This window comes from Ensifer sp. 38_S197 (assembly GCF_056924495.1).
The window spans coordinates 3,131,866-3,157,162 of sequence record NZ_JBXOVZ010000002.1; the positions used below are offsets into that span (position 1 = coordinate 3,131,866).

Consider the following 25,297-nt stretch of genomic DNA (forward strand, 5'->3'; position numbering starts at 1 on the left):
CAGGACAAAGGACCCCGCATGACCCGCACCATCGTCGCTTCCGCCACCCGCGAGATCATCATCGGCTTCGATCAGCCGTTCTGCGTCATCGGCGAACGCATCAACCCGACCGGCCGCAAGAAGCTCGCCGCCGAGATGATCGAGGGCAACTTCGACACCGTCATCAAGGATGCACTGGAGCAGGTTGCCGCGGGCGCCACGATGCTCGACGTCAATGCCGGCGTCACCGCCGTCAACCCGAACGAGACCGAGCCGCCGCTGCTGGTCAAGACGCTGGAAATCGTCCAGGGCCTCGTCGACGTGCCGCTATCGATCGACAGTTCGGTCACCGCCGCGATCGAAGCGGGCCTGCGGGTCGCCAAGGGTCGCCCGCTCGTCAACTCCGTCACCGGCGAGGAAGAGAAGCTCGAGGCGATCCTGCCGCTCTGCAAGAAGTACGACGTGCCGGTCGTGGCCATCTCCAACGACGAAACCGGCATTTCCGAGGATCCGGATGTCCGTTTCGCCGTCGCAAAGAAGATCGTCGAGCGCGCCGCCGACTACGGCATCAAGCCGCATGACATCGTCGTCGACCCGCTGGTCATGCCGATCGGCGCCATGGGCACCGCCGGCCAGCAGGTCTTCGCGCTGCTTCGGCGTCTGCGCGAAGAGCTGAAGGTCAACACCACCTGCGGCCTTTCCAACATCTCCTTCGGCCTGCCGCACCGCCACGGCATCAACGCCGGCTTCATTCCGATGGTCATCGGCGCCGGCATGACCTCGGCGATCATGAACCCCTGCCGCCCGCAGGAAATGGAAGCGGTGCGCGCCGCCAACGTCTTGAACGGCACCGACCCGAACTGCACCCACTGGATCAAGACCTACCGCGACCACAAGCCTGCCGAAGGCGGCCACGTTGTTGCGGCCGCACCTGTGGCTGCCGCCTCCGGCGGACGTCGCGGCGGTCGTGCGGCCCGCACCGGTGGCGGGGCGGCAAGCGAGTAGCTTGCCGCTCGATGTCGGGCCAATCTGAAAGGATAGCAGGGTATGGGATATGCATACGGTTATGCTCTGCGCTATTTTCTCATCTTTGTGCTCGTGGTCTTTGTCACCAGAAATCTCATCCTTGACGGCGCGGCCGAGTTCGACAGGTTTATCGTTGCCTCCAAGACTTACTTCTTACCTGTCATGTATGCCTGGGTCGCGGTTTCTTCGATCCTGACCCTGGCGTGCGCCACAGGAAAACTCGAACCCGAGGGGCGGGTCAACAAGACCCTCTCCTGGGTAGCCCGTGGCTCAATGGCGGCCGCGTTTGCCTGGTCAATCGCAGTCGCGAAACTTGCCGGGGCGCCGTGGCAACGCACATCGGTTCATCCATCTGCCAACGCAAAGTGGAGATCACCATGACACGCCGCCTTCGCCTCGATGCCGCAGCCCTCTGGTTTGAAGCGCCCTTCGTCATCGCCGTGCGCCTGCAGGAGATGCAGATGGCGGCGCTCACCGGCAAGTCGCAGGATGTGACCGAGCTTCATCGCATGATCTCCGAGAAAATCGCTGCGACCGCCGAGAGCGTCGTTGCCGTCAATGTGGCGCTCTGGAAGGCCGCCTTCGACAACACCATGCGGCTGATGACCGGCGGCACGGCATCGGGCCATGGAACGGCGATTGCATCCGCGGCACTCAGGCCCTATGGCAAGCGGGTGCGCAGCAACGCGAGGCGTCTGTCGCGCACGAAGCCGTGAGCAATTTATCCTTCATCGCCATCACCACCTGAAATGATGCTTTGAGATCGTTCCATGTCGGGATTGGACAACTATCGGGCGGCGTTCCGGTGCAGTCTGAAACCGTTTACCCATGCTTCGCTCGCGAGATGAATCACCTTACCGGTGCTTCACTCTGGAAAGGGCGGACCTGACGAAAGACTTGAAGCATGCGCATCGAAGGCACTTCCGAGATCGAGACCAACATGACCGAAGCCGCGCAAAAGGAACCTCTCGTGCTGTTCATGCCTTCGGGCAAGCGCGGCCGCTTCCCGGTTGGCACGCCGGTTCTCGATGCCGCGCGCAAGCTCGGCGTCTATGTCGAGAGCGTCTGTGGTGGGCGCGCCACCTGCGGCCGCTGTCAGATCGAGGTGCAGGAAGGCAATTTCGCCAAGCACAAGATCGTCTCCTCGCTGGAGCACATCTCGGCAAAGGGCGCCAAGGAAGAGCGTTACGAGAAGATCCGCGGCCTGCCGGATGGCCGCCGGCTTTCCTGCTCCGCCCAGATCCTCGGCGATCTCGTCGTCGACGTGCCGCAGGACACCGTCATCAACGCTCAAGTTGTGCGCAAGGCCGCGACCGACCGGGTGATCGAGCGCAATGCCGCCGTCCAGCTCTGCTATGTCGAGGTCGACGAGCCCGACATGCACAAGCCGCTCGGTGACCTCGACCGGCTGAAGGTGATGCTGGAGAAGGACTGGGGCTGGAAGGACCTCCTGATCGCGCCGCACCTGATCCCGCAGGTGCAGACCATCCTGCGCAAGGGCAACTGGGCCGTCACCGCCGCCATCCACCGCGACATGGACTCCTCCCGCCCCTTCATCGTCGGCCTCTGGCCGGGCCTGAAGAACGAGGCCTATGGTGTGGCCTGCGACATCGGCTCGACGACGATCGCCATGCATCTGGTGTCGCTGCTTTCGGGCCGCATCGCCGCCTCCTCGGGCGCCTCCAACCCGCAGATCCGCTTCGGCGAAGACCTGATGAGCCGCGTCTCCTACGTGATGATGAACCCGGATGGGCGCGAGGCGATGACCAAGGCCGTGCGCGAGGCGGTCAACGGCTTGATCGGCAAGGTCTGCGCCGAGGGCGAGGTCGACCGTCACGACATTCTCGACATGGTCTTCGTCGCCAACCCGATCATGCACCACCTGTTCCTCGGCATCGACCCGACGGAACTCGGCCAGGCGCCGTTTGCGCTCGCCGTCTCCGGTGCGTTGCAATACTGGGCGCATGAACTCGAGATCGACGTCAACCGCGGCGCCCGGCTATATATGCTCCCCTGCATCGCCGGCCATGTCGGCGCCGATGCGGCCGGCGCCACGCTTTCCGAAGGGCCCTATCGCCAGGACAAGATGATGCTGCTCGTCGATGTCGGCACCAATGCCGAGATCGTGCTCGGCAACAGGAACCGCGTCGTCGCCGCCTCCTCGCCCACGGGCCCCGCCTTCGAAGGTGCGGAAATCTCCTCGGGCCAGCGCGCCGCGCCGGGCGCGATCGAGCGCGTGCGCATCGATCCGGTAACGCTGGAGCCGCGCTTCCGCGTCATCGGCGTCGACAAGTGGTCGGACGAGGAGGGCTTTGCCGAGGCTGCGGCCTCCGTCGGCGTCACCGGCATCTGCGGCTCGGCGATCATCGAGATCGTCGCGGAGATGTATCTCTCCGGCATCATCTCGCAGGACGGCGTCGTCGATGGCGCCATGGCAGCGAGAAGCCCGCGCATCATTGAGAACGGGCGCACCTTCTCCTACCTGCTGCATGACGGCGAGCCGCGCATCACGGTGACCCAGAACGACATCCGCGCCATCCAGCTCGCCAAGGCCGCACTCTACGCCGGCATCAAGCTGCTCATGGAAAAGCAGGGCGTCGACCACGTCGACACCATCCGCTTCGCCGGCGCCTTCGGCTCCTTCATCGACCCGAAATACGCGATGGTGCTCGGCCTGATCCCGGACTGCGACCTCGACGAGGTAAAGGCCGTCGGCAACGCCGCCGGCACCGGCGCGCTGATGGCGCTGCTCAACCGTGGCCACCGCCGCGAGATCGAGCAAACCGTCAGCAAAATCGAGAAGATAGAGACGGCGCTTGAATCGAAATTTCAGGAGCATTTCGTCAACGCCATGGCACTGCCGAACAAGGTCGACGCCTTCCCGAAGCTTTCGACGGTGGTGACTTTGCCGGAGCGCAAGATGAGCGCCGACGATGGCGAAGGGGGCGGGCGCAGGCGGCGGAGAAGCCGGGAGTAATGGGGGACGGCGAAGCCGCAGTCCTCAGACCATCATCGCAGGGCGCTCATCAGCGTCCTGCGCAATGGCCCGCCTCGTTCGTCGCGCAGATCGAGTGAGACTGTCTCGAACAGAATTTCGATCGTGACGTCGTGAAAGGATATGAGCCATAGTCGCGGATTTAGGACCTTCCATTTGTCCGCCTCCTCACTACCTACGACTTCATTGAACTCCCAAGGACGGATTGGATATCTGCACTTCGGCAGTGCATCGACATTCATCGGCGTGATTCGGAAGTCGATAACGTCGCCGAACCTGAGCACGACATTGCCACCGCCCGCGCTGGGAGAGGTTTCATAGCATACAAAGGCATTGAGCCCGTCATAGAACACAACGGGATTTGCCACTGACCCAATGTTGGGAAAAGCTTCCGGCGGTATCAATACTTGCATGGTGACTCTTGCGCGCTGCCTCAGTCGACAAGCGAAACGGTTTCTCTGAAGTCGTAATGCTGTCAACTCTTTCGGTCAGCTTACCTGCACCTGCGGTTGAGGTCACATCAATTCACCAACTTATGCCCCATCGGCTCTAGCAAGGGTCATTGCGGCGGTTGCTGCGCCGATCATCACGGAAACCTATTGGAACGGCTTGCCGTCAAACGTCAGAAGATCGCGAGCGTGTTCAATACCGTCGCGGCTCTTCTATGCCCAGCGCCATGTCCGGCTGATATGAGTGAGAGGCGCCAACGACGGGCCGCTCCAGGCTCGGGCGCTTGCACCAGATAGCCTCAGGGGCAGATGCCCGGGGCCGCATACCCTTCAGCAGACGTGGATACTGGAGATTTCAGCTTGCCTTAATTCCGGCAGCAAGCGACGGTCTGATGAACCGCATCTTTTGAACTGGCACCCAAGACCCATGAACGACAAGATTTTTGACACTCTGACCGGCATGTATTTCACCGTCGACGATCCCGATGGCACCTACGGCACCGGCCAGGTCATTCGTCCCGCCGCCGAAGGCATCTATTTCATCCGCTTCGACGGCAACGAGGTGGAACTGCCGATGGAGCTCGTCTCGATCGGCGAGATGCTGCAGACCACCGAAGAAGATTACAAGCTCTGGCGGTTCTTCGATACGATCGAGGAACGGGACAAGTGGATCGAATGGCTGGATGCGCCCTCAAAGCCGCGCGTCGTCACGCTGGTGCGGCCGACGCCGACGAAGTAGCGGCTGGCCGCGACGCTCTTTCCGGCCCCGCTCCTCCTGCAGAACCGAGCACGCCCTCGGAGTATTCGAAAGGCCGCGCCAGCGGACGGCGCCCGCCGATGTTCATGCCTTCCCGGAACTTTTGAACCGCCGTCACGGCCGAAGGGGCAGACTGACGGCGGATGAAAGCGATCACAGTACCGCGTCGACGGTCGTCAAGGCTTCGAACCTACTGCATGTCTCCTTAAATCGACCTCGACTTAAGGACAAAGACATGCAGCAAATCAAAGTGCGACAGCGACCTTTGCGCGTCTCATAAGACTCGCGGCGCTGTAGGCCGCCGTCAATTGGGAGTGCCTCAGTAATACGGCGACACGCATTCCTGGCGCGGCCCATAATGCGGCTGGAAAGTGTTGTCGTAGGCTCTGTATGACCGATAGCGGTCATAGCACCATTCGACATGGGCTGACGGCGCGTTGGAATAGACCCTGCGGGGTGGCGACGCGATCGCGCCACCGATAACTACGCCTGCCCCGAATGCGGCCAGAGGATACCACCATCCGTCGCTGTGCCGACGGTATCCGTCGCGACGGTAGCGGTAACCCTGGTAGCCATTGTAATAGCCGTATCGAGGGCCTGCATCGTAACGATAGCCGTTGTACCCGCGCTTGTGCGGCGGGCCGCCGTAATGACCGGGCTTGTGGTGGACCAACTCGACCGGCTGGGAAGCTGACTGCCCCACCGAAACGGAAGACATGGGCACGGCCTCAGCCGAGACCGCCGACAGTGCCGTAGCGGCGGCTACGAGGACTGCACCTATTCTTCTCATGATATCATCCAACTGTTTTTCGTCGGGCCATTTTCCGGAACCCGCCATGAACCTCAGATGAACGTGCGCGGCTTGGCGCAGAGTCGAACAAGCGGTGGGAGCGCAGGGCCAGATGAAGATCGTCATTCCATAGTGGGGCCAACAAAAAAGGCCGGGGCGAAACCGCACCGACCTTCCTCATCATCGCTCTCACACCAGTGCCAGTACATCCGTGGTCAAAAGTCTAAGGCGACGCGGCAATTGCGAGCGGCGAAAAATTCAGCGCTCATCAGCAATGCCGATGGCGGCTATATAGGGAGCAATTGTGTCCGAAACAAGTTCGGTCGCGAATCGCCTCGAGGCGACGCCAAAATCAATCGGCCGAAACCTCACGCCGCCTTTGCCGCAAAGGCCCCGAGCAGCCCTGCCCAGCCGCCTTCGGAATCGAGCGACGCACGCGCCACATCCGCCTTCGCGCCGTAGTTGGCGAGGTCGCGGTGTTCGAGCCGCACGGTGGTGCCACCCTCGGCCGTCGGTTCGAAGGTCACCTCCACCTCCGTTTTGAAATCCGGATCGAAGGTCCAGTCGGCATTGAGCTGCCAGGCGAAGAGGATGCGTTTCGGCGGTTCGTAAGCGAGCACCCGCCCCCATTCCTTCTCCTCGCCCGAGGTGCCGATCTCATACCAGCGCCCGCCGTCGGCAGGTTCGACGACAACCGTTTTCTGGCCGCTCGCCGTCAGGCTATGGGTCTTCAGCCACCAATCGCCCATGCGCGCCGTGAAGATCTCGAAGGCGCGCTCCGGCGGCGCGCTGACGGTTACGGATTTCACCACCGGCGCCGGCTCGATCCTATGCATGTCCGTTCCTCCCATTGCTCGCGATGTCAGTGGACGTGCGCCGACCGTATCGCTTCCGCGCTATCGCTCCGGTCTCCTCGGCCCCGCTCCCGAAGCCTCGTCGCTGTCGGCCAGCGCCTTGAAGGCGGCAAGCTGATCCTCCCAGAAGCGGTCCAGCCATTGCCGAAGCGGCCCGAGCCCCGCCGGATCGATCGAATAGATGCGCCTTTGGCCCAGCGGCTCGTCGCTGACCAGCCCCGCCTCCTTCAGCACCTTCAGATGCTGAGAAATCGCCGGCTGCGAGACCGGCAAGGACCGGGCGACGTCGGCGACCGAGGAGCGCCCCTTGGCAAGCTTCTCGAAGATCGCCCTTCGCGTCGGATCCGCCAGCGCGGCCAGTACTTTTCCTTCATAAGTCATGACTTATCATAAGAGGAGACTTATGAAAGTCAAGCTCGGCGCTTCCGACACAAAAGCGCCGCGCATTCAGCGGAATGCGCGGCGCCTGGGTCCTGAGGGTGGGTCAGGCCTTATTGCGGCGTCAGGTCGAAGCCGAACCACTTTTCGGAGAGGCGCTTGACGGTGCCGTCGGCCTTCGCCGCGGCGATGGCGTCGTCGAACAGCGCCTTCAGCTCGGGATCGCTCTTGCGCAGGCCGACGGAGCTGCCGGCGCCGAGGAAGCCGCCCTGGAAGCGCGGGCCGACGATGACCATGTCGCTGTTGGCCGGCTTTTCCACCGTGGTCTTCAGATAGCCCATCGATGCCATGACGAAATCGACACGGCCGGCGACGAGATCGAGGTCGTGCTGCTCGGTCGTCTTGTATTCACGCACCTCGACGACGTCCTTCAGGTATTCGTCGATGAAGCGCGCCGCGATCGAGGCGGTCTGCACGCCGACGGTCTTGCCTTCGACGAGCGGCTTCAACTCGTCGACCGCCTTGCGGGCGCCGGCTTCGTTGGAGGCGAGCGAGAAGAGTTCGCCCTTCATCGGCAGGGTTTCGAGCTCGCCGCCCTTCAGCGTCGCGAATGCCTGGCCGGTGCTGCCGTAGGACATCGAGAAGTCGATGACTTCCTTGCGCTTCTCCGTCGCCGACATGCCGGCCATGATCGCGTCGAACTTGCCGGCGTTGAGCGCCGGGATCAGACCGTCGAAGGACTGAGCAATGATGGTGCACTCGACCTTCATGTGGTCGCAGAGATATTTGCTGAGCTCGATCTCGTAGCCGTCGAGCGTGCCATCGGCCTTGGTGAGGTTATAGGGCGGAAAGGCGCCTTCGGTGGCGATCGTCACCTTCGTCCACTTCTTGTCCTCGGCCTTCGCCGGCATGGACATCAGTCCCGCGGCAACTGCAAGCGCCGAAGCGATGATTGCGGTCGTTTTCTTCATTACAGCATTCCCCTTTTGTGGATGTTGATTGCTTTGGTTGTTGGTAGCCCGCCTGCCGTTGACGGCAGACTTCAACTCTTGATGAACTGGCGGAAGCGCTCGGACTTGGAGCGGGTGAAGACTTCGTGCGGCGGTCCCTCCTCCTCGATCGTGCCCTTGTGCACGAAGACGACGCGGCTCGAGACGTCGCGGGCAAAGCCCATTTCGTGGGTGACGACCAGCATGGTCCGCCCCTCCTCGGCGAGCCCGCGCATGACACGCAGCACCTCGCCGACCAGTTCCGGGTCCAGCGCCGAGGTCGGCTCGTCGAAGAGCATTGCCTTCGGGCGCATGGCGAGCGCGCGGGCGATCGCGGCGCGCTGCTGCTGGCCGCCGGAGAGGTGCGAGGGATAATGGTTGCGCTTGTCGGCGATGCCGACCTTGGCAAGCAGCGCTTCCGCCTCCTCGATCGCTTCCGCCCGGGGTCGCTTCAGCACATGCACCGGCGCCTCGATGACGTTTTCAAGCACTGTCTTGTGGGACCAGAGATTGAAGCTCTGGAACACCATGCCGAGCTCGGAGCGGATGCGATCCACCTGTATCTGATCGGCCGGGCGGCTGCGCCCGTCGCTCGACGTCTTCAGCCGGATCGCCTCGCCGGCGACCTCGATCGTGCCCGAATTCGGCACTTCCAGCATGTTGATGCAGCGAAGCAGCGTCGACTTGCCGGAGCCGGAGGATCCGAGGATGGAAATCACTTCCCCCTCGCGCGCGTCGAGCGACACGCCTTTCAGGACCTCGACGGGACCGAAGCTCTTGTGGAGGTCGTGCACGCGGATCGCGACCGGTGCGGTGACGGCGGCGGACATGTTCAATGGGCTTCTCCCTTGAGTTCGGCAGAGATCGCCAGCGGCGGGCGCAGTTGCGGGTTCAGCCGGTGTTCGGCGAAGGCGACGAGCCTGGTCAGCGCGAAATTGATGGCGAGATAGATGACGCCGGCGACGACGAAGACCTCGATCACCCGGTAGCTCTCCGAAATGATCTTGGCGGCGACACCGGTAATTTCCATCAGCGTGATAATCGAGGCGAGAGAGGTCGCCTTGACCATGGAGATCATCTCGTTGCCGTAGCCGGGCAGCGCCTGGCGAAGCGCCTGCGGCATGACGATGCGGCGGAAGATCATGAAGCGTCCCATGCCGCAGGCCCGCGCCGCCTCGATCTGGCCGTGAGCCACGGAAAGCAGCCCGCCGCGGATGATCTCGCTGGCATAGGCGGCCGTGTTCAGCATCAGCGCCAGCACCGCGCACCAGTAAGGCTCGCGAAGGAGCGGCCAGAAGATGCTGTGACGCACGGCCGGAAACTGGCTGAGACCGTAATAGATCAGGAAGATCTGCACGAGCAGCGGCGTTCCGCGGAACAGGAACACATAGGCGCGGGCAAAGAGATCGAGCGCGAGAATGTCTGACAGACGCGCAAGCGCAAGCCCCAGGGCCAGGACCGAGCCAAGCGCAATCGACGTCGCCGCGAGCTCCAGCGTCAGCGGCAGGGCCGCAAGCAGGCTCCAGAAGGTTTCGAGAGCGAACCGGATATCCATCAGCCCCTCCTGACGCCGCGCGAGAACCGGCGTTCGGTGACCTGGAGAACCAGGCCCGAGACCGTGGAAATCGCGAGATAGATCATCGCTGCGATGAAGAAGAAATCGAACGGGCGGCTGGTCGACCCGGCGCCGATCTGCGACTGGCGCAAGAGTTCGACGACACCGGTGACCGAGACCAGCGCCGATTCCTTCAGCACCACCTGCCAGACGTTACCGAGGCCGGGCAGCGCATGACGCAGCGTCAGCGGCGCGGTGATGCGCCGGAATTTGAGGAGCCGCCCCATGCCGCAGGCGGTTGCCGCCTCCAGCTCGCCCGGATGCACGGCGCGAAAGGCGCCGCGATAGACCTCGGTCTGCTGGGCACCGGAGGTGATGCCGACGGCAAGCGCACCGGCAAGGAAGCCCGGAAAGCTGACGAAGCCCTCCTGGCCGAAGAGCTGGCCGACCGCCGTCACCACGGCGCTGCCGCCGAAATAGAAGAGATAGATCACCAGCAGGTCGGGAATGCCGCGAAGGACGGTGGTATAGGCCTCCGCGCAGCCGCGAAGGAATGGGCTGCCGGAGATCTTCGCCCAGGCGCCGAAGATGCCGATGACGCCGCCGATCGCAAAACCTGCGATCGCGATCAGGATCGTCATCCACGCGCCGGCGGCCAGCGCCGGCCCCCAGCCGTCAGGCCCGAAGCTGATGATGTCGAGGAAACCGGGATTGCTCATGGAGACGATGGTCCCCGGCCAAATGCTTCGAATAACTGGCTGTTCATGGCTGGATGTCCGTTGAGTGGTCTCGGACGGGCCTTGCGGCCCGCCCTCCCAGGTCCATTGTTAGAACGAGGGCGTAAGATCGAGCTTGCTCCATTTTTCAGACAGCGCACGAATAACGCCTTCGGCCGCGGCCGCCTTGATCGCGTCGTCGAACTTCGTCTTCAGCTCAGTCTCCCCCTTGCGCATGCCCATCGCCACTTCCGTTGCCAACATCGCGCCCTTGACCAAAGGTCCGGTCATGGCGAGGTCCTCGTTGCCGGGCTTGGCGAGCATCGACGTTCCATAGACGCCGCTGTCGAACCCGGCATCGATGCGGCCAGCCTTGAGGTCGAGATCGCGTTCACCGGAGGTCTTATAGGCGCGCACCGTGACGGTCTTGCCGAAATAGGCGTTGATGAGCTGTTCCTGGCTGGTCGACTGCACGACGCCGACGGTCTTGCCGTCAAGCGCTTCGCCGATCGACTTCATGACGGGATCGGCCTTCGCCTTATCGTTGAGATTGAGGCGCTCGCCGGTCATTGGCAGCTCGGCGACCGGTCCGTCCTTGGCAATCAGGAAGGTCGCGACGCCGCTCGCATAGGGGACGGTGAAGTCGACGACCTGCTTGCGCTTCTCGTTGATGCCGAGCGTCATGATGAGATCGAACTTGCCGGCGTTAAGGCTGGGGATGAGGCTGGTCCATTCGCCCGTCATCAACTCGCATTCCACCTTGGCGCGGGTACAAACATCCTTGATCAAATCGACGTCGAATCCGGTGAGCTGGCCCTGGGAATCAAGCGCATTCCATGGCGGGAAGGCGCCTTCGATCCCAACCCGGACATGCGTCCAGTCCTTGGCCAGCGCCGACGTGGCGGTCAAGGAAAGGCCGGCCATGAAAATGGCGGCGATAAATCTGCTTCGTTTCATCTTTCAGTTCCCTTGTTTTTTGCCAGGCCCTTTGGTCGCTGGCTTTGCGATTGATCGATCCGCGCCTTCAGCGCGCGTGGTGTTTGACGGCGGCTGCCAGTGTTGCCCGCGCCTCCCGCAAGGCATGTGCGGCGAGGTTTCGGCATTGTCGCGCGTGCACGGCATAAAACGGCAGATCGGGCGAGCCCTGTGGCAGGTCGGCAAGCGCGCGCAGGCCGGCAAGCGATGGCCAGGCCGGGTGCGGCAGGGCGCTGTCGTGGCTGAAGCGGTGTCCGCTCGTGTAGTTGAGGGGCACAAGCAGACGGGACACCCGCATGAGAGAGCCGTTGATCGCTTCCAGCGCGTCCTCGCCGGCGCTCTCGGCCATCCTGCTCACCGCCTGTACCGCTTCCTCGAACGCACCGAGGCGCGAAAGCAAAATGTCGATGTCCATGCGGTCGCCGAGGCGGTCCTGGAGGGCCAGCAGTTCCTTCCTCATCGAAGCGGCGAAGGCGGTGTAGTCGAGCGGCAGCACCGGCGCAGTCAGCAGGCGCCACAGAACGTGCAGCACGATCGCCGTGTCGCGTTCAAGGTTGTCGAGGTCGATGTGCTCTGCCGTGTCGTGCGGCGTATGCCACCACCAGCCAAGCGCCGTCAGCATCTTGACGGGACCGGGCGGCTGGTGACTGAGGCTGCCGAACATCGACGGTATGCCAACGCCCCAGAACGACTGGTCCGCGGCGCGGCCGTGGCGGCGACCGGCATGGCGCTGTCCGCTGACCGCCTGGACCGCTTCAGCCGCAACGGATTTCAACTCGTCGATGACAGCCGAGTTGGTAAGCACGCTTGCCCCCTCGCCGCCGGTCGAATCGACATTGACATGGGCGACGCAGCGCCGATCGAGCTCGTCCCAATATTCGTCCGCATACCAGGCGGATCCCGAATAGCGCCCATGCGAATGGCCGGACCAGAAGCAGAGACGGAGGCCCCGCCGCCACGGGTCGCGCCGCTCGGCGAGCAGCCGTGCCGCCTCCAACATGGTGGCATTGGCGCCTCCGTTGTCCATGACCCCGTAGTGCCAGGTGTCATGATGGCCGGAAAACAGCACGAACGGCGCGTCGCCTGCTTCCTTTTCGGCGGGCAGCTCTGCCACGAGGATGGGCGTTTTGCGCCATCCGGTATCGACATCCGCCCAAAGCGACGCCAGCAAGATCTCGCCCGCTTGGCATTGCGCCCGTAGCCTCGCGCCGTCGTCGCGCGCGATCGTACAAACGACCGTCGTTGGAAGCTTCGACCGCGTCACCTGCGAGGGACTGCCCCATACCGGTGAAACGCACATTTCGTAGAGATGTTCGTTCGGGCTGATGTGAAGTTGGCCCAGGGCGCCATGTGCGCTTGCGAGCGCGGTCACTTCCTCGGTGGCAATGCCATCGACAAGAACGATCCTGCCTCTGACATCGACGGAGGCGAAGGCGGCCTCCTCGCCCTCGCCGACATAGACGACTGGCGCGCGGATGCCGTCGCTTGTCGTCGCAACCGACATCGAATGCGTGATGCAGCGCAGGTTTTCGCCGTTTGCCTCGACGCGAGCCTGTCCGGGCAGACTGATATAGGCGTCGTGGAACAGAAGCTCCGTGCGATAGCCGTAGGACGCCATCTCCCGTTCGAGATAACGGAAGCTCTCAAGTTCCTCAGGCGTTCCCGAGAGCTTGATGCGGCGGCCGAACTCGTCGATATGGCCAGCCAGCCGCTCTCGATCGGGTTGAGCTAGGTCAGGCATTGCGCTTCTCCGGCAGCGGCGGATCGACATCGTCCGGGATCGGGTTCACGAAAGGCGTGCCGTCCAGTCTCGCCGCGTGGTCGGCCTTGGCGGCGGCGATGAGCTCCGGATCGAGGATCAGCTCGAGCGCCGTGCTCGCCATCACCTTGGCCGCATGCTCCATGCCCTTGTGGGCGGCCGGCAGCTTGCCTTGCGCGACGAGCTGCCAGGAATGGCCGGGCGTGCCGATCGCGTAAGTTGCGCCGCGCATCTGCACCGTCGGCACCACCCAGCTCACCGTTCCGACATCGGTGGAGCCGACGAGGGTGCCGGCGCCGTTTCCGGGCGGAAAGATCGTGTCGCAGAGGGAAATGCCGCGGCGCAGCTTCAGCCCGAAGCGTTCGAAGGCAGAGGCGATATCCTCGTTGGTGAAGGTCTCCTGAAACCGTGCCGCCATCCTGCGGTCGTCGTCGTCGAACTGCGGCGGACCCAGATGCTCGAGCTGACGATGCATCAGCGCTTCCAGCGGTGTATTGCCGATCAGGTTGGCGTCGCCGCTGACGATCACGTCCGTGACCGTGGTGCCGGTCATCAGGGCAGCGCCCTTCGCGACGCTGCGGACCCGTTCGACGAGATCGAGCAGCTCCGGCAGGCTGCGGGCGCGGACGAGATAGCGCGCCTTGGCCCGGGCCTGCACCACGTTCGGCGCGTTGCCGCCCGTGTCCGTCACCGCATAGTGGATCCGCGCCGAGGACGGCATGTGCTCGCGCAGATAATTGACACCGACATTCATCAGCTCGAGCGCGTCCAGCGCACTGCGGCCAAGATGGGGTGCCGCCGAAGCATGCGACGCGCGGCCGCTGAAGCGGAAGTCGAGCTCGTTGCAGGCAAGCGAGATCGGGTTATTGACGCCGGCAAAGGGTGCGGGATGCCAGGAAATGGCGATATCGACATCGTCGAACACGCCGGCGCGCACCATGAACCCCTTGGACGAGCCGCCTTCTTCCGCCGGGCAGCCGTAATAGCGGACCCGCCCCTTGATGCCATGGGCGGCGAGATAGTCCTTGACCGCGGTTGCCGCCATCATCGAGCCGGCGCCGAGCAGATTGTGTCCGCAGCCGTGACCGTTGCCGCCCTCGGAGAGCGGCCGCTCTTTCGCGACACCGGCCTCCTGGCTCAAGCCCGGCAGCGCATCGAACTCGCCGAGGATGGCGATGACCGGTCCGCCCTCGCCTGCCTCGCCCATGACCGCCGTCGGCATCCCGGCGATGCCGCGCGACACGCGGAAACCCTCGGCTTCCAGCACCGCCGCATGCTCCGCCGAGGAGCGAAACTCCTCGTAGTTGGTTTCCGGCGTATCCCAGACCCGGTCGCTGAGCGCGAAAAACCGCTCGCGCTTGGCTTCGAGGAGGTCCCAGACGGCATCGGCGTTTTTCATCGTTTCTTGACTTCCGCAACAATAGTAACCAGAATTGGCGCCAATTTATGATAACATTTTTGGATACGCAAGAGGCTCCTGAAACATTTCGACCGATGTGCACAACGACGAATGGCCGGCGCGCAATGCCGGTCTCCGCATTGAATTGTTCAGGACAGCATCATAGTTTCTCCAAAAATGGAGCCAATTCCGCCGCGGCAACGGGTGGTGCGAGACGCTTCGGCAACGGGCGGCGACAGACGGAAAGAGAGTGTAAGGCAGAGATGAGCGACGATCTGATGGAAATGCTGGCGCCCGAGGAGAAGCCCGAGGAGAAGAAGGACGTCACCGACCTGTTGCTGCACGACATCCTGACCGGGACTTTGCCGGCCGGCACCTGGCTCAAGCAGATCGACCTGGAGCGCCGCTACGATTGCACGCGGCCGGAGGTGCGCCGGGCGCTCGACCGCCTGTCGCAGCGCCGGCTGGTGCAGCACAATCCGAACCGCGGCTATCAGGTCTACGAGCTCGACGACCAGCGCACGCGGGAGATCAGCGATATCCGCGTGATCCTGGAAACCGGCGTTGCGGACCGGATGATCGCCAATGCCACGCCGGCGGCCATCAGCGAATTGCGCGGGCTCGCGCGTCATTTCGACGAAATGTCGTTCCGCGGCTCCATCATGGAGCACTACGACGCCAACCTCGCCTTCCACCGCGCGCTTCTCATGCTTGCCGGCAATACCGAGCTCGTGGACGTCGTCGCCGAAATCCGCCAGCGCACGGTGTCAGCCCCGGTCTCGCAATGGCGCACACGGGCGCGCATCGAGCAATCGGCACGCGAGCACCATTTGATGGTCGATGCGCTGGAAGCGAGAGATCTCCCCGAGCTGAAGCGGCTGATCGAAATCCATATCCGCCAGGTGCCGATCAAGGCCTGAGCGTCTGCCTTTCGGCGCTTCGCCTTTCAGGCGCTGCCAGCCAACCACATCTGGTCCGTCGCAGTCGACAGCGGATGCGGCACTTCAGTTCGAATGCGAAGGCCAAGCCCGCTGTCAGGCCTCAACGAGGGCAATCGGGTCAGCGGTCATGCTGGGCCGCCTTTGACGTCATCGGAAGGTTTCACGAAGCCGAAAATTTCACCGTCACGCCGCGCTGGCGAAAATAAGCCTGCATCAGCTTCCTGCCGGAACGGTTGTTCTGCACGAGCCTGGCCGGGTCGAATACGGCTTCTTTCAAACCCGCCCGCGTCAACGCTGCCTTGAGAGTCGCGATATGCACGTCGATGTCGGCATTGTCCGCCTGGAGCGATTCATAAATGCGGTTTGTTGCATCGGCTACGGTCGGTTCGCTCACGATTTCACTCCTGTTGCTGTGTGGCTGGCGCTCGCCACATTCGTCGGCTTGACCCTATTGTGAAGAAAAATGCCAACGTCAATGGGTGACGATGGATTGGAGCATCGCGTCCGCGTTCGAAAATGCGGGCCCCGGAAGCGAACCGGAACCCAGCCCCTCGGTCGCGACGGCACGGCCGCTTCGCGCCAGACGCCGTTATCTGCCCGGCTCATTACGGGTCTGCTCAAGCTCGATAATGTTTCCTTCGGGATCGCGTGCATAGGCAATGAGATACGGCTTATCCTCCGCCCCAAAGTCCGTGATTTCGCCAATCTGGCTTCCACCCGCCTGAATGATCTCTGACAGCGCAACGCGAATATCTTCCATCTGGAATGACAGGTGCCCAAGGCCAGGCTCGTTCACCCTTGGCTGGCTCCGATCATGCATGATCTTGTGCTCATGGATTTCCAGGAAGGGGCGGTCGATTGCGGGGAATTTGAGCCAGATCGTGTAGATCTCGCAGTTGGCAATGCCATTGCCCCTCGACACCTTTTCTCCGGACAGCATCCTGGGCTCTCGAAGGGGCTCGCATTTCAAGACGTTCACGTAAAACGCGGCGAGCGCATCCGCGTCGCGGGCGACCAAGTTGATGTGGGCAAGCTTCATGTGGCGATCCTGGTGAGGCGGCAATCGTACAGACTGGCCGGGAAAGCAAAAGGGGCTGCCGTCGACCGACAGGAGCCCTGCTGCGAAGGCTAACCGCCGAACAGGATGGTCACCGCCACCAGAACGGCACCGATCGCCGTCATCGCAAAGGCCATCGGCCAGGGGCTGCGGCCCATATATTGACCGAGCCGCGCGCCGACGACGAAGAGCATGACGAGCGCGACCCCGTTGGAGACGCGCATGGCCAGGGCGACATCGTCGATCAAAAGGAATGGAATGCTGGGCGGCAGCGTCGAGGTGACGACGAGCAGGAAGATGGCGAAGGCTGCCTTGACGTCATGCCCGGCGACCGCCCGGTGCCTGGGGTCGGATGCAAGTGCCCTCACCCGCAAAAGCAACGCTTCCGTTTCCTTTGGCGAAGAGACACGGCGCACGTCGTCGGGCAGGCTTTCCAGGAACATCTCGCGGGCACGATCAAGCGGCTCGCGCCGGAGAGCGTCGAGAAAGCCGCGGCGGCGCACCCGCTCGACCGCCGTCGTCAGCACATACATGACGCCATCGACAATGCCCCAGGCGATGTTGCAGCCGAAGGCGGCGGCGAGCACCACATTGACCCCGCCCTCACTACCCGTGACCGTGCTCATCGTCCCCGTGAAGGAAAGCGCCATCAGCAGCCCGAAGATGATCTCCGAGAGGCGATTGATCGGATCGAGAACGGGGCGCGGTTGCTCGCTCAAGGCTCAGCGTCTCCCAAGAGGCGGAAGGGCTGCTGGCAGCGCTCGGGAGACGACAAACCGCATGCGGCCTCCCTATTGCATCTGCAGTTCGGCGAAGGCGTCACGCACATGGTCGGCCACCGCCAGCACCGGCGCCGGCGCATCATTGATCACCTGCAGGCCGATATTGTAGTGGCCGAGATCCGGCAGGCCGTCGCGCTCGCCGAGCTGCACCATTTCGCCCTGGACGAGGTAGCGCGGCAGCGGCGCGATCGCGAGGCCGGCAAGAACGGCGGCGCGCTGGCCGGTCGTATAGGCACTGAGAAAGGCTATGCGGAACTTGCGGCCCGCGCGCGACAGTTTCTCCACCGCATCGGCCCGCCAGACGCAGCCATCCTCCCACATCGATACCGGCAGCGGATCCTTGAGATGGGCGTTGCCGCATTTGGCGCCGGCCCAGACCAGCTTCTCCTGCATCAGGATTTCACCGTTTTTCGGCGTTCCCTCGGTCAGGCTGTTGAAGATGGCGATGTCCAGCCGATGCTCGTCGACCTTCTTGCGCATGGCGTTGCTCATGCCGATCGATACGTCGATCGTCACGTTCGGATAGGACTCTGCGAAACGCTTCAGCACCTCCGGCAGGATGCGCTCGCCGACATCTTCGGGCGCACCGACGCGCACGACGCCATTCATGTCCGGCAGCAGGAAACGCGACACCGTTTCATTGTTGAGCGACAGCAGCCGGCGGGCATAGCCGAGCAGCGTTTCCCCCTTCGGCGTCAGGGTCACCGAGCGCGCGTCACGCAGGAAAAGCGTGCAGCTCAGCATCTCCTCAAGCTTCTTGATCTGCATCGAGACGGCAGACGGCGTGCGGTAGACGGTCTCGGCGGCGGTGGTGAAATTGCCGGTCTCGGCAATGGCGACGAAGGTCTTCAGCACGTCCATTTCAAGAAGCGGAAGCGCGTGGCGCATCATCATGTTCATGGCGGCATCCTCGATCAGAAAAACTGAAAGATTGGTTCACTTCATTTCGTTTGATTGAACATCACCGATGCCCGATAGTCAAGCTCAAGGACGACGAAGGAAGGAGAAACCCATGTCCGCCGCCCAGCTTGTTATCACCACGCCCAACAGTTCCCTCCGTAACAGTGCTGCTTCGCAGACAATGGTAGAAAGGGGGTATAGCAGGAGCAACGACATGGTCCTCACCGCCCTTACCCAAATGATCGCCGTACTCGACGGCGTTATCCGCCAGAGACGTGAACGGCAGATCGCCCGAAATCGGGTGGAAGCCCGGCGCGAACTGGCCAAACTGCCCCAGAGGGTTCGCGACGACGTGATGTTTGCAGACCCGCTAATCAATCACCATGTTTGATGAAAGGCATCAAACATATTCGTTGGAATGATAGATCAGGTTGCGCCATAGATAGCGTCATGGTCGCGACCTGCTGAGACACTCAGAAGGAGCCATGAAATGTCCAACATCCATTTTTCATCGGCCTCGGAACGGGCATCCTCCCACTCGTCCCTTCCGGGTCTCTTCAACCTGCGTGTCCGTGCCTGGGCGGCGTGGAAGCGTCACCGCCAGGAACGGGCGCTCGAAAACCTGTCCTATGACACGCTGAAGGACATCGGCTTCCCGTCGGTCGACGATGCGGTGCATAAGAGCGAACAATGAAGGATGCGTCAGCTGCCCTGGGGCAGCCGAGCAGCCGGATTGAATGAAGGGCATCGCCGAGAAGGCGGTGCCTTTTTCTTTGGAGCGGCACCTTTCGAGAGCGTGGCCTGGCCGCGACGATCAGTTCAACTCGAAAATCCGGCAGGCGCGGAAGCCGAAGACCCTGCCCATTTTTGCCGCTCGCAGCGCCTGGGTGAGCCGATCACTCAGAAAGAATATTCGCTTTAAGGGCGGGCTCACCCACAAATCCGCGCCGTTGCGCGCCGTCGCGCTGACGGCGACCTCGTCGTCCTGGAGATCTGGCCACATCCTGAAACCGCCAATACCGTATTCAATTACCTTCTGTGAATACTCACGCAGGAAAGCATCCTTGCGCTCGCCGATATTGAGACAAAAATACTCGCCCTCCACCGGCGTTTTGCGGTCATGCTGAAAAAGCTTGATCGGATAGAGCGAGGAATGGCCGAGATCGAATTGCCGCAGGATATCGGCACAGGCCGCCGAAACCACGACCGCGCCTGCGGCAAGCACGAGATCCGCCTGCTTCTTTTCCTTCTTGTCGGGATATTCGGCGAAGATCTCCTTTGGGAAATGCTCGGCGGACATCCGCTCGCCCGCTTGGTTCAATTCGGCCATCTGGCCAAGGCTCATCCCCGTCGGCAGCGGATCAGCGGTAAACCCTTTTATCCGCGTTGAGTCCATGAAGGCGCGGCTGACCCAGACCTGGACGTTTTTCGATTGCGCCATACCGGCATGCCCCCGCCCGAATGTTTCAGAGACGCCACGAGCAACACTCCGGACGAGACGCGGCACCAAGCCGTGAGGTGCTCCAAGGCAGCGCCACCGACCGGTGATTGCATGCGACAACAATCACTACCATTTAACATTTGCTAATACAATCAATGCATGTCTTGCCTACGCAAGACCCGGTCTGATTGAAGAATTGAGGATCCCAAGTCGGCGATTTGCTTTCGATCCGCGCGCCGGGGACCCAAGGACAGGCTGAGAGCGTCTTTGGCTGATCCGCTGGCGCGGGTCCGGGTTGTCGTTGCAGCAAGTCCAAATCATGACCGGCGGAGCGCGACTTGCCTCATACCGACACCCCGCTTCCGCAGCGAAAACGTCGCAATCGGCAAACACAACCCTGGAGCGCGTATTGCGATTATTGCGTATCTCTGGCAGTTCTTGTCAGATAACGTCAGCAGCGCTGGAAAAACTGTCGCTTTCCTTACAAAAGCCTGAAAGATCCACCGAACCGCCTTTTGCCGCCCGATGTCGCAATGCGAAATCACTTTGCGGTCGCGGCTTTCCATGTCAATGTCGCAAATAGACAAGCCGAACAGTATCTTCCAAGCGACGAATATACCCGCATCGCCAAGCATGGGAAGCCTCATGAACAAGCCACTGACCAAAAAGCGTTCTCTCGTCTTCTTCCTGGTGCCGAACTTTTCCATGCTGCCCTTTTCGGCGGCGATCGAAACGCTCCGCATCGCCAACCGCATGCTCGGCTACGAGGCCTATACCTGGCGCCTCGCTTCGACCGACGGCGAAAAGGTCCTGTCGTCGAGCGGCATCGCGCTCGAGGTCAACTCGTCGCTGGCCGACGAACGCAAGTTCCTCGGCGGCGAAAACCGCCCATCGATGGTGCTGGTCTGTTCCGGCATCTATGTCGAGGACTTCAACAACAAGTCGGTCAATGCCTGGCTGCGCGAGGTCTATAACCGCGGCGTCGCCGTCGGCAGCCTCTGTACGGGCGCGCATGTGCTGGCTTCGGCCGGCCTGTTGACCGGCAAGCGCTGCGCCATCCACTGGGAAAACCTGCCGGGCTTCTCCGAAAGCTTCCCGCAGGCGGAAGTCTATGCCGACCTCTACGAGATCGACAGCAACATCTACACCTGCGCCGGCGGCACCGCCTCGCTCGACATGATGCTGAACCTGATCGACCAGGACTTCGGCGAGAACCTCGTCAACCGCGTCTGCGAGCAGGCGCTGACCGACCGCGTGCGGGGCCCGCATGACCGCCAGCGCCTACCGCTGCGCGCCCGCCTCGGCGTGCAGAACGCCAAGGTGCTGTCGATCATCGAGCTGATGGAAGCCAACCTCGCCGAGCCGCTGTCGCTTCTGGAAATCGCCGAGGGCGCAGACCTTTCGCGCCGCCAGATCGAGCGGCTGTTCCGCCAGGAAATGGGCCGGTCACCGGCCCGCTACTACCTGGAGATCCGGCTCGATCGTGCCCGGCACCTGCTGATCCAGTCGTCGATGCCGGTGGTCGAGGTGGCCGTTGCCTGCGGCTTCGTCTCCGCCTCGCACTTCTCCAAGTGTTATCGCGAACTCTACAACCGCTCGCCCCAGCAGGAGCGCGCCGACCGCAAGCTGACGCTGCAGATGGCGCGGTAACAGCCTGATAGAGACAGGCTGAAGGGCGGAGCAATCCGCCCTTCAGTATTTTCGCGACATCGACGCCGATAACTTGCAAGGGCGAAGACAGACACGCTCGCCTGCGCAACCCTAAGAAAATAATTTACGAAAACACAACCAGGAACGTCCTAATCTCCGCCCCTGCTGGTGCGGAGTTTTTTATGAGAGATTTTCTTGAGCCTCGTCTGTTCCTGATCGCGGAAACGGTCTTTTCCTATGCGGCACTTTTGCTCACGGCATCCGTCGCCGGCTTTCCGGTAAACTTTGAAGAATGGCCCTACGGCGTCGCGGTCCTGGCAGCCATCATCTTTGCGGCGGACGTCCTTGCCCTGCGCTTCAAATTCTACACCCTTCGAACGGCGATCGAATGTTGCGGTTTCGGCGTACTGCTCATCGTCCCGATCACGCTTTCGACCTACCTCGCCACCTGGATGAATTTCCCGCTTGCCGATCTCCAGCTTTCCAGGTGGGACCGGTCGCTTGGGGTCAACTGGACCGCGATGATGGGCTGGATCGATCAGCACCCGCTGCTGGCCGAGGCGCTGAACAAGGCCTATCGCTCCTTCGCCTTGCAGCTTCTGATCTTCCCCTTGCTGCTCGCCTTGGCCGGCAAACACGTAAGAGCCTATCAGATGGTCGCCGCCTACGGCCTGCTATGCTTCCTGTCGAGCGCGGTCTCCATCTCTTTCCCGGCGCTTGGGACCTATTCCCACTACCAGTTCGATGCGCGCAGCCTCGAACACATCGACGCCACCTACGGGTATTTCTTCCTTGAGCAGTTCCACGCGGTGCGCAACGATCCCGGCTTCGTGTGGCGGCTGAAGGAAAGCATGGGTATCGTCACATTTCCGTCGGTGCATGCGGCCGTCGCAGTCCTCTGCGCCTGGGCGCTGTGGCCACTGATCTGGCTTCGTTATCCCGCACTGCTCTTGAACCTCGCAATGGGCTTCTCCGCGATCCCTGCAGGCAGTCACTACGCCGTCGATGTCATCGCCGGGGTCGCGGTCGCTCTCGCCGCAATCGGCGCGGTCACATATGTCACGAGCCCGTCGCGGCGGGAGTTGCCGAGCTTGTCCGGACCGGCCCCTGCCGCGTCGGCGATCGCCCGATGATGAAGCAGGGAGTTGATCCTGCCCGCGGCCAACCGCCGCTTGCACGCCGGCTCATTTTCGGTTGAATGGCTGCCACGTCCAAAACGCGAGGAGCACGTCGCTGATGGCACCGGTTGAGATCGACCCCGCAAAGGTCCACGAATTCAAGGACTTCCAGAGCTTCTACGATTGGCTCGGCGTCCATCACCGGAGCGAGGACGAGGTCTGGATCAAGATCCACAAGGTAGTTCCGGCCTGCCCTCGATCACGCCCAAGGAGGCGATCGACGTGGTGCTTTGCTGGGGTTGGATCGACGGCGTGCGCAAGGGGCTGGACGACAAGAGCTTCCTGCAACGCTACTCGCCGCGCGGCAGGAAAAGCATCTGGAGCAAGATCAACGTCGACAACGTCGCGCGGCTGGTCAAGGAAGGCCGCATGACGGAACACGGCCTGCGCCAGGTGGACGCCGCCAAGGCCGATGGACGCTGGGACCGCGCCTATGCCAGCGGCAAGGACCTGAAGATTCCCGACGACCTGCAGGCGGCGATCGACGCCGAACCGCTGGCAAAGGCGATGCTCGCCAAGCTGAGCGAGCAGAACCGCTTCGCGCTTGCCTTCCGCACCCACAACATGAAGACGGAGGCCGGCCGCAAGAAGAAGATCGAGACTTTCGTCGAGATGCTGAAGCGCGGCGAGACGATCTATCCGCAGGGACGGAAGTGAAGCGGCTGCCCCGGCCATCACGCGCCGTCATGACGGTCGGGACAGCCACTCCCGATTCTTAAACCTGACCGTGAAACGCCCGCTCCAGTTCGGCGATATCGGGCTTGATCATGCCGAGCATGGCCTCCGCCGCACGCTTGGCGCGCACGCGGTCGGAATGGGCGATCATGTCGCCCATCACGCGCGGGGCGATCTGCCAGCACAGGCCCCAGCGGTCGCGGATCCAGCCGCATTGCTCGGGTTCTCCGCCATTTTCGAGGATCGCGTTCCACAGCCGGTCGATCTCCTCCTGGGTGTCGCACTGGATCATGATCGAGAAGGAATGATTGAATGGATCGAGCGGCCCGGCTTCAAGCGCCAGGAATTCCTGCTTGCCGAGCGTGAACTCGATGATCTTGACGCTGTCGGGCGGCCCGCTCGGGCTCTCGGCCGGCAATGTGGCGATGCGGGTGATCGCCGAATTGGGAACGAGCGATACGTAGAATTCGACCGCCTCGCGCGCCTCCTTCTCGAACCAGAGATTAGAAACAACATTCTTCATGCGTCGGCTCCTCTTCGTCCCGCTTGACCATGCGCGGGTAACCGAAGGACGTTCGACTTCGTTCCAAGCCGACAGGTTGGGCGATGGATTTTTCGTGACGGCGGCCCAACGGTTCCGTCAGAGGGCCTGAAACACGTCGCGAAGTTTCAGTCTTGCTTCCCGCGCTTCAGGTTTTTGACTTGGCGCATGTCGTGACCGCAAAACCGCTACGCACTTTTGCGTGGTGGTTTTAGGACGCCAGCGCGTCGAGAAGCGCGAGTTCGGAGATCACCCGGTTCCGGCCCGCATGTTTCGCCATGTAGAGAAACTGGTCGGCGGCGTGCAGGTAGTTTTCGAAGGATTCTGCCGTCTCGATGGTGGCAAGCCCGATCGAGACGGTGATCGTCAGTTCCTCGTCGTCGGCAACGATCCGCGATTTCGCCAGTTCCAATCTCAGCGCATCGCAAAAGGCAAAGGCGCGCCGTACGTCGCAGCCGTTGAAGAGAATGCCGAACTCCTCGCCGCCGAGGCGCGCGAGCAGGTGTTCCTCCCCCACCAGCGCCGCCAGGCGCTTGGCCACGTGCTTCAGCACGATGTCGCCGATCTCGTGGCCATAGGTGTCGTTGAGCCGCTTGAAATGGTCGATGTCGAGCACGGCGATCGCGGTCGGCTCGCCGCGCCTCAGGCACTGCTCCACCAGGCGCGGACCGGCGAGGAAGAAATGCCGGCGGTTGTAGAGGTCGGTGAGGTAGTCGCTCGCCGCCTGCCGCTGCAGGGTCTGCAGGCGCTTCTGCACGCCGGCGGCTTGCGCGATGCGGCCGTTGAACTCCGCTTCGAGGAACGGTTTCTGGATGAAGTCGGTGCCGCCCGCCTCCAGGAACCGGGCGCCGGCGCGCCTGTCGCCGCTGTCGGAAAGGCCGATCACCGGCAGCGCGCCGTCGCCCAGCCGGCGCTCCACTTCGGCAAGCAGTGACGCACCGGACATGTCGGCGAGATCGAGATCGGTGACGACGAGATCGACCGCCTCGCCGCTGTCGAGCACCTGCAGCGCGTCGGCCGCGGACGCGACCTCGCAGACGGAGATCCGCTGCCTTCTCAGGATACCGACAAGTTCACTGCGCGAGGCGGCATCGGAATCGGCGAGCAACACCGTCGTCTTGCCGTTGGTGAGCGCCCGGTCGACGGCGCCAATCAAAAGGTTGATCGATTCCGGCTGGTGCTTGATGACGCAATCGAGCACGCCGCGCGACAGGATCTCTTCGCGCGTATGGTCGTTGAAGGCCGCGGTAAAGACGACGGCCGGCACCTGATTTTCAAGGACGAATTCGAGCGCCTCGCAATTGGGCGCATCCGGCAGGTTGAGATCGAGCACCGCAAGCGAGAAGCTTTCCGGCGCCTGTTCCAGCGTTTGCTTGAGCGCCGCAAGCGAGTTGCAATGGGCGACGCGGATGCCGTGGACGGACTCCAGTCCGTATTTCAGCGCCGTCGCGAACATCCGGGAGTCTTCGACAAGCAGCATGCGCTTGTCGCTGTGCTTTTGCACAGAGTTC

The 25,297-nt window shown here is 62.5% G+C and carries 28 protein-coding genes and 1 pseudogene; 11 read left to right on the forward strand and 18 right to left on the reverse strand.

The features are described from left to right. The first annotated feature begins 18 nt into the window (after nt 1-18). From AC1Z3V_RS28175 to AC1Z3V_RS28190, 4 genes are all read left to right on the forward strand, one after another. Nucleotides 19-984 (forward strand): methyltetrahydrofolate cobalamin methyltransferase, encoded by a 966-nt coding sequence (locus tag AC1Z3V_RS28175; RefSeq protein ID WP_483503009.1) that lies wholly within the window; start codon nt 19-21, stop codon nt 982-984. 42 nt (nt 985-1,026) lie between these two features. Beyond that, entirely contained in the window at nt 1,027-1,386 is a 360-nt protein-coding gene (locus tag AC1Z3V_RS28180) for a hypothetical protein (RefSeq protein WP_483503011.1), read from the forward strand. Further along, on the forward strand, nt 1,383-1,721 hold the full coding sequence (locus AC1Z3V_RS28185; protein WP_429807463.1) for a hypothetical protein: 339 nt from the start codon (nt 1,383-1,385) through the stop codon (nt 1,719-1,721). The genes AC1Z3V_RS28180 and AC1Z3V_RS28185 overlap by 4 nt, the downstream gene beginning before the upstream one ends. 188 nt (nt 1,722-1,909) lie before the next feature. Beyond that, a complete protein-coding gene (locus AC1Z3V_RS28190; RefSeq protein WP_483503013.1) occupies nt 1,910-3,982 on the forward strand; it encodes an ASKHA domain-containing protein in 2,073 nt (690 codons plus the stop codon). 32 nt (nt 3,983-4,014) lie between these two features. On the opposite strand, the gene AC1Z3V_RS28195 is transcribed toward AC1Z3V_RS28190, so the two are convergent. After that, nucleotides 4,015-4,413: a hypothetical protein gene (locus AC1Z3V_RS28195; RefSeq protein WP_483503015.1), complete on the reverse strand. Its 399-nt coding sequence runs from the start codon at nt 4,411-4,413 to the stop codon at nt 4,015-4,017. 463 nt (nt 4,414-4,876) lie between these two features. On the opposite strand from AC1Z3V_RS28195, the gene AC1Z3V_RS28200 reads away from it, so the two are divergent. Further along, nucleotides 4,877-5,188: a hypothetical protein gene (locus AC1Z3V_RS28200; protein ID WP_429807457.1), complete on the forward strand. Its 312-nt coding sequence runs from the start codon at nt 4,877-4,879 to the stop codon at nt 5,186-5,188. A gap of 337 nt (nt 5,189-5,525) precedes the next feature. Here the strand turns inward: AC1Z3V_RS28200 and AC1Z3V_RS28205 are convergent, their stop codons facing one another. From AC1Z3V_RS28205 to AC1Z3V_RS28250, 10 genes are all read right to left on the reverse strand, one after another. Further along, on the reverse strand, nt 5,526-5,996 hold the full coding sequence (locus AC1Z3V_RS28205; RefSeq protein WP_483503017.1) for a BA14K family protein: 471 nt from the start codon (nt 5,994-5,996) through the stop codon (nt 5,526-5,528). 368 nt (nt 5,997-6,364) lie between these two features. Further along, nucleotides 6,365-6,832 carry an SRPBCC family protein gene (locus AC1Z3V_RS28210; RefSeq protein ID WP_483503019.1) on the reverse strand — a complete coding sequence of 156 codons (468 nt, stop codon included), beginning with the start codon at nt 6,830-6,832 and terminating at the stop codon, nt 6,365-6,367. 60 nt (nt 6,833-6,892) lie between these two features. Continuing rightward, nucleotides 6,893-7,231, reverse strand: coding sequence for an ArsR/SmtB family transcription factor (locus tag AC1Z3V_RS28215; RefSeq protein ID WP_483503021.1), 339 nt, complete (start codon nt 7,229-7,231; stop codon nt 6,893-6,895). Nucleotides 7,232-7,341: 110 nt separating this feature from the next. Beyond that, entirely contained in the window at nt 7,342-8,199 is an 858-nt protein-coding gene (locus AC1Z3V_RS28220) for a transporter substrate-binding domain-containing protein (RefSeq protein ID WP_483503023.1), read from the reverse strand. A gap of 71 nt (nt 8,200-8,270) precedes the next feature. Beyond that, complete coding sequence (locus tag AC1Z3V_RS28225) at nt 8,271-9,047, reverse strand: ABC transporter ATP-binding protein (RefSeq protein ID WP_483504169.1); 777 nt, start codon at nt 9,045-9,047, stop codon at nt 8,271-8,273. Between the two features lie 2 nt (nt 9,048-9,049). Beyond that, nucleotides 9,050-9,772 carry an ABC transporter permease gene (locus tag AC1Z3V_RS28230; RefSeq protein ID WP_429807442.1) on the reverse strand — a complete coding sequence of 241 codons (723 nt, stop codon included), beginning with the start codon at nt 9,770-9,772 and terminating at the stop codon, nt 9,050-9,052. Next, a complete protein-coding gene (locus tag AC1Z3V_RS28235) occupies nt 9,772-10,491 on the reverse strand; it encodes an ABC transporter permease (RefSeq protein ID WP_429807439.1) in 720 nt (239 codons plus the stop codon). Before AC1Z3V_RS28235 ends, AC1Z3V_RS28230 begins: the two co-directional genes overlap by 1 nt. Before the next feature lie 108 nt (nt 10,492-10,599). Then, a complete protein-coding gene (locus AC1Z3V_RS28240; protein ID WP_483503025.1) occupies nt 10,600-11,445 on the reverse strand; it encodes a transporter substrate-binding domain-containing protein in 846 nt (281 codons plus the stop codon). Between the two features lie 67 nt (nt 11,446-11,512). Beyond that, complete coding sequence (locus AC1Z3V_RS28245; protein ID WP_483503027.1) at nt 11,513-13,204, reverse strand: M28 family peptidase; 1,692 nt, start codon at nt 13,202-13,204, stop codon at nt 11,513-11,515. Then, entirely contained in the window at nt 13,197-14,621 is a 1,425-nt protein-coding gene (locus AC1Z3V_RS28250; protein ID WP_483503029.1) for a M20 family metallopeptidase, read from the reverse strand. The genes AC1Z3V_RS28245 and AC1Z3V_RS28250 overlap by 8 nt, the downstream gene beginning before the upstream one ends. 263 nt (nt 14,622-14,884) lie before the next feature. Here AC1Z3V_RS28250 and AC1Z3V_RS28255 point away from each other — a divergent pair, with 263 nt between their 5' ends. Then, on the forward strand, nt 14,885-15,541 hold the full coding sequence (locus tag AC1Z3V_RS28255; protein WP_483503031.1) for a GntR family transcriptional regulator: 657 nt from the start codon (nt 14,885-14,887) through the stop codon (nt 15,539-15,541). A 181-nt stretch (nt 15,542-15,722) separates the two neighbouring features. On the opposite strand, the gene AC1Z3V_RS28260 is transcribed toward AC1Z3V_RS28255, so the two are convergent. From AC1Z3V_RS28260 to AC1Z3V_RS28275, 4 genes are all read right to left on the reverse strand, one after another. After that, a complete protein-coding gene (locus AC1Z3V_RS28260; protein ID WP_173421042.1) occupies nt 15,723-15,959 on the reverse strand; it encodes a hypothetical protein in 237 nt (78 codons plus the stop codon). A 192-nt stretch (nt 15,960-16,151) separates the two neighbouring features. Further along, nucleotides 16,152-16,601, reverse strand: coding sequence for a VOC family protein (locus AC1Z3V_RS28265; protein ID WP_483503033.1), 450 nt, complete (start codon nt 16,599-16,601; stop codon nt 16,152-16,154). 89 nt (nt 16,602-16,690) lie between these two features. Then, on the reverse strand, nt 16,691-17,338 hold the full coding sequence (locus AC1Z3V_RS28270; protein ID WP_483503035.1) for a VIT1/CCC1 transporter family protein: 648 nt from the start codon (nt 17,336-17,338) through the stop codon (nt 16,691-16,693). Nucleotides 17,339-17,410: 72 nt separating this feature from the next. Continuing rightward, nucleotides 17,411-18,301, reverse strand: a complete 891-nt coding sequence (locus AC1Z3V_RS28275) for a LysR substrate-binding domain-containing protein (RefSeq protein WP_173516868.1) — start codon at nt 18,299-18,301, stop codon at nt 17,411-17,413. A gap of 112 nt (nt 18,302-18,413) precedes the next feature. Between AC1Z3V_RS28275 and AC1Z3V_RS28280 the strand changes: the two genes are divergently transcribed. Both AC1Z3V_RS28280 and AC1Z3V_RS28285 read left to right on the forward strand, forming a co-directional pair. Then, nucleotides 18,414-18,692 carry a hypothetical protein gene (locus AC1Z3V_RS28280; protein ID WP_483503037.1) on the forward strand — a complete coding sequence of 93 codons (279 nt, stop codon included), beginning with the start codon at nt 18,414-18,416 and terminating at the stop codon, nt 18,690-18,692. Nucleotides 18,693-18,791: 99 nt separating this feature from the next. After that, entirely contained in the window at nt 18,792-18,995 is a 204-nt protein-coding gene (locus AC1Z3V_RS28285) for a hypothetical protein (RefSeq protein ID WP_429807414.1), read from the forward strand. 120 nt (nt 18,996-19,115) lie between these two features. Here the strand turns inward: AC1Z3V_RS28285 and AC1Z3V_RS28290 are convergent, their stop codons facing one another. Next, nucleotides 19,116-19,742, reverse strand: coding sequence for an imm11 family protein (locus AC1Z3V_RS28290; protein ID WP_483503040.1), 627 nt, complete (start codon nt 19,740-19,742; stop codon nt 19,116-19,118). 645 nt (nt 19,743-20,387) lie between these two features. On the opposite strand from AC1Z3V_RS28290, the gene AC1Z3V_RS28295 reads away from it, so the two are divergent. The 3 genes and pseudogenes from AC1Z3V_RS28295 (at nt 20,388) to AC1Z3V_RS28305 (ending at nt 23,227) form a co-directional block, all read left to right on the forward strand. After that, on the forward strand, nt 20,388-21,392 hold the full coding sequence (locus AC1Z3V_RS28295; protein ID WP_429807409.1) for a GlxA family transcriptional regulator: 1,005 nt from the start codon (nt 20,388-20,390) through the stop codon (nt 21,390-21,392). Between the two features lie 182 nt (nt 21,393-21,574). Beyond that, nucleotides 21,575-22,525: a phosphatase PAP2 family protein gene (locus AC1Z3V_RS28300; RefSeq protein ID WP_483503042.1), complete on the forward strand. Its 951-nt coding sequence runs from the start codon at nt 21,575-21,577 to the stop codon at nt 22,523-22,525. Between the two features lie 103 nt (nt 22,526-22,628). Next, nucleotides 22,629-23,227: pseudogene (locus tag AC1Z3V_RS28305) on the forward strand (YdeI/OmpD-associated family protein). 58 nt (nt 23,228-23,285) lie between these two features. Here the strand turns inward: AC1Z3V_RS28305 and AC1Z3V_RS28310 are convergent. Both AC1Z3V_RS28310 and AC1Z3V_RS28315 read right to left on the reverse strand, forming a co-directional pair. Beyond that, on the reverse strand, nt 23,286-23,768 hold the full coding sequence (locus tag AC1Z3V_RS28310; RefSeq protein WP_483503044.1) for a VOC family protein: 483 nt from the start codon (nt 23,766-23,768) through the stop codon (nt 23,286-23,288). Nucleotides 23,769-23,997: 229 nt separating this feature from the next. Continuing rightward, nucleotides 23,998-25,290 (reverse strand): GGDEF domain-containing protein, encoded by a 1,293-nt coding sequence (locus AC1Z3V_RS28315; protein ID WP_483503046.1) that lies wholly within the window; start codon nt 25,288-25,290, stop codon nt 23,998-24,000. Nucleotides 25,291-25,297: the final 7 nt, after the last annotated feature.

What these genes read in the sequence shown, in the direction of transcription:
- AC1Z3V_RS28175 (WP_483503009.1), top strand. Translation starts at nt 19, where the DNA reads ATGACCCGCACCATCGTCGCTTCCGCCACCCGCGAGATCATCATCGGC.
- AC1Z3V_RS28180 (WP_483503011.1), top strand. Translation starts at nt 1,027, where the DNA reads ATGGGATATGCATACGGTTATGCTCTGCGCTATTTTCTCATCTTTGTG.
- AC1Z3V_RS28185 (WP_429807463.1), top strand. Translation starts at nt 1,383, where the DNA reads ATGACACGCCGCCTTCGCCTCGATGCCGCAGCCCTCTGGTTTGAAGCG.
- AC1Z3V_RS28190 (WP_483503013.1), top strand. Translation starts at nt 1,910, where the DNA reads ATGCGCATCGAAGGCACTTCCGAGATCGAGACCAACATGACCGAAGCC.
- AC1Z3V_RS28195 (WP_483503015.1), bottom strand. Translation starts at nt 4,413, where the DNA reads ATGCAAGTATTGATACCGCCGGAAGCTTTTCCCAACATTGGGTCAGTG.
- AC1Z3V_RS28200 (WP_429807457.1), top strand. Translation starts at nt 4,877, where the DNA reads ATGAACGACAAGATTTTTGACACTCTGACCGGCATGTATTTCACCGTC.
- AC1Z3V_RS28205 (WP_483503017.1), bottom strand. Translation starts at nt 5,996, where the DNA reads ATGAGAAGAATAGGTGCAGTCCTCGTAGCCGCCGCTACGGCACTGTCG.
- AC1Z3V_RS28210 (WP_483503019.1), bottom strand. Translation starts at nt 6,832, where the DNA reads ATGCATAGGATCGAGCCGGCGCCGGTGGTGAAATCCGTAACCGTCAGC.
- AC1Z3V_RS28215 (WP_483503021.1), bottom strand. Translation starts at nt 7,231, where the DNA reads ATGACTTATGAAGGAAAAGTACTGGCCGCGCTGGCGGATCCGACGCGA.
- AC1Z3V_RS28220 (WP_483503023.1), bottom strand. Translation starts at nt 8,199, where the DNA reads ATGAAGAAAACGACCGCAATCATCGCTTCGGCGCTTGCAGTTGCCGCG.
- AC1Z3V_RS28225 (WP_483504169.1), bottom strand. Translation starts at nt 9,047, where the DNA reads ATGTCCGCCGCCGTCACCGCACCGGTCGCGATCCGCGTGCACGACCTC.
- AC1Z3V_RS28230 (WP_429807442.1), bottom strand. Translation starts at nt 9,772, where the DNA reads ATGGATATCCGGTTCGCTCTCGAAACCTTCTGGAGCCTGCTTGCGGCC.
- AC1Z3V_RS28235 (WP_429807439.1), bottom strand. Translation starts at nt 10,491, where the DNA reads ATGAGCAATCCCGGTTTCCTCGACATCATCAGCTTCGGGCCTGACGGC.
- AC1Z3V_RS28240 (WP_483503025.1), bottom strand. Translation starts at nt 11,445, where the DNA reads ATGAAACGAAGCAGATTTATCGCCGCCATTTTCATGGCCGGCCTTTCC.
- AC1Z3V_RS28245 (WP_483503027.1), bottom strand. Translation starts at nt 13,204, where the DNA reads ATGCCTGACCTAGCTCAACCCGATCGAGAGCGGCTGGCTGGCCATATC.
- AC1Z3V_RS28250 (WP_483503029.1), bottom strand. Translation starts at nt 14,621, where the DNA reads ATGAAAAACGCCGATGCCGTCTGGGACCTCCTCGAAGCCAAGCGCGAG.
- AC1Z3V_RS28255 (WP_483503031.1), top strand. Translation starts at nt 14,885, where the DNA reads ATGAGCGACGATCTGATGGAAATGCTGGCGCCCGAGGAGAAGCCCGAG.
- AC1Z3V_RS28265 (WP_483503033.1), bottom strand. Translation starts at nt 16,601, where the DNA reads ATGAAGCTTGCCCACATCAACTTGGTCGCCCGCGACGCGGATGCGCTC.
- AC1Z3V_RS28275 (WP_173516868.1), bottom strand. Translation starts at nt 18,301, where the DNA reads ATGAACATGATGATGCGCCACGCGCTTCCGCTTCTTGAAATGGACGTG.
- AC1Z3V_RS28280 (WP_483503037.1), top strand. Translation starts at nt 18,414, where the DNA reads ATGTCCGCCGCCCAGCTTGTTATCACCACGCCCAACAGTTCCCTCCGT.
- AC1Z3V_RS28285 (WP_429807414.1), top strand. Translation starts at nt 18,792, where the DNA reads ATGTCCAACATCCATTTTTCATCGGCCTCGGAACGGGCATCCTCCCAC.
- AC1Z3V_RS28290 (WP_483503040.1), bottom strand. Translation starts at nt 19,742, where the DNA reads ATGGCGCAATCGAAAAACGTCCAGGTCTGGGTCAGCCGCGCCTTCATG.
- AC1Z3V_RS28295 (WP_429807409.1), top strand. Translation starts at nt 20,388, where the DNA reads ATGAACAAGCCACTGACCAAAAAGCGTTCTCTCGTCTTCTTCCTGGTG.
- AC1Z3V_RS28300 (WP_483503042.1), top strand. Translation starts at nt 21,575, where the DNA reads ATGAGAGATTTTCTTGAGCCTCGTCTGTTCCTGATCGCGGAAACGGTC.
- AC1Z3V_RS28310 (WP_483503044.1), bottom strand. Translation starts at nt 23,768, where the DNA reads ATGAAGAATGTTGTTTCTAATCTCTGGTTCGAGAAGGAGGCGCGCGAG.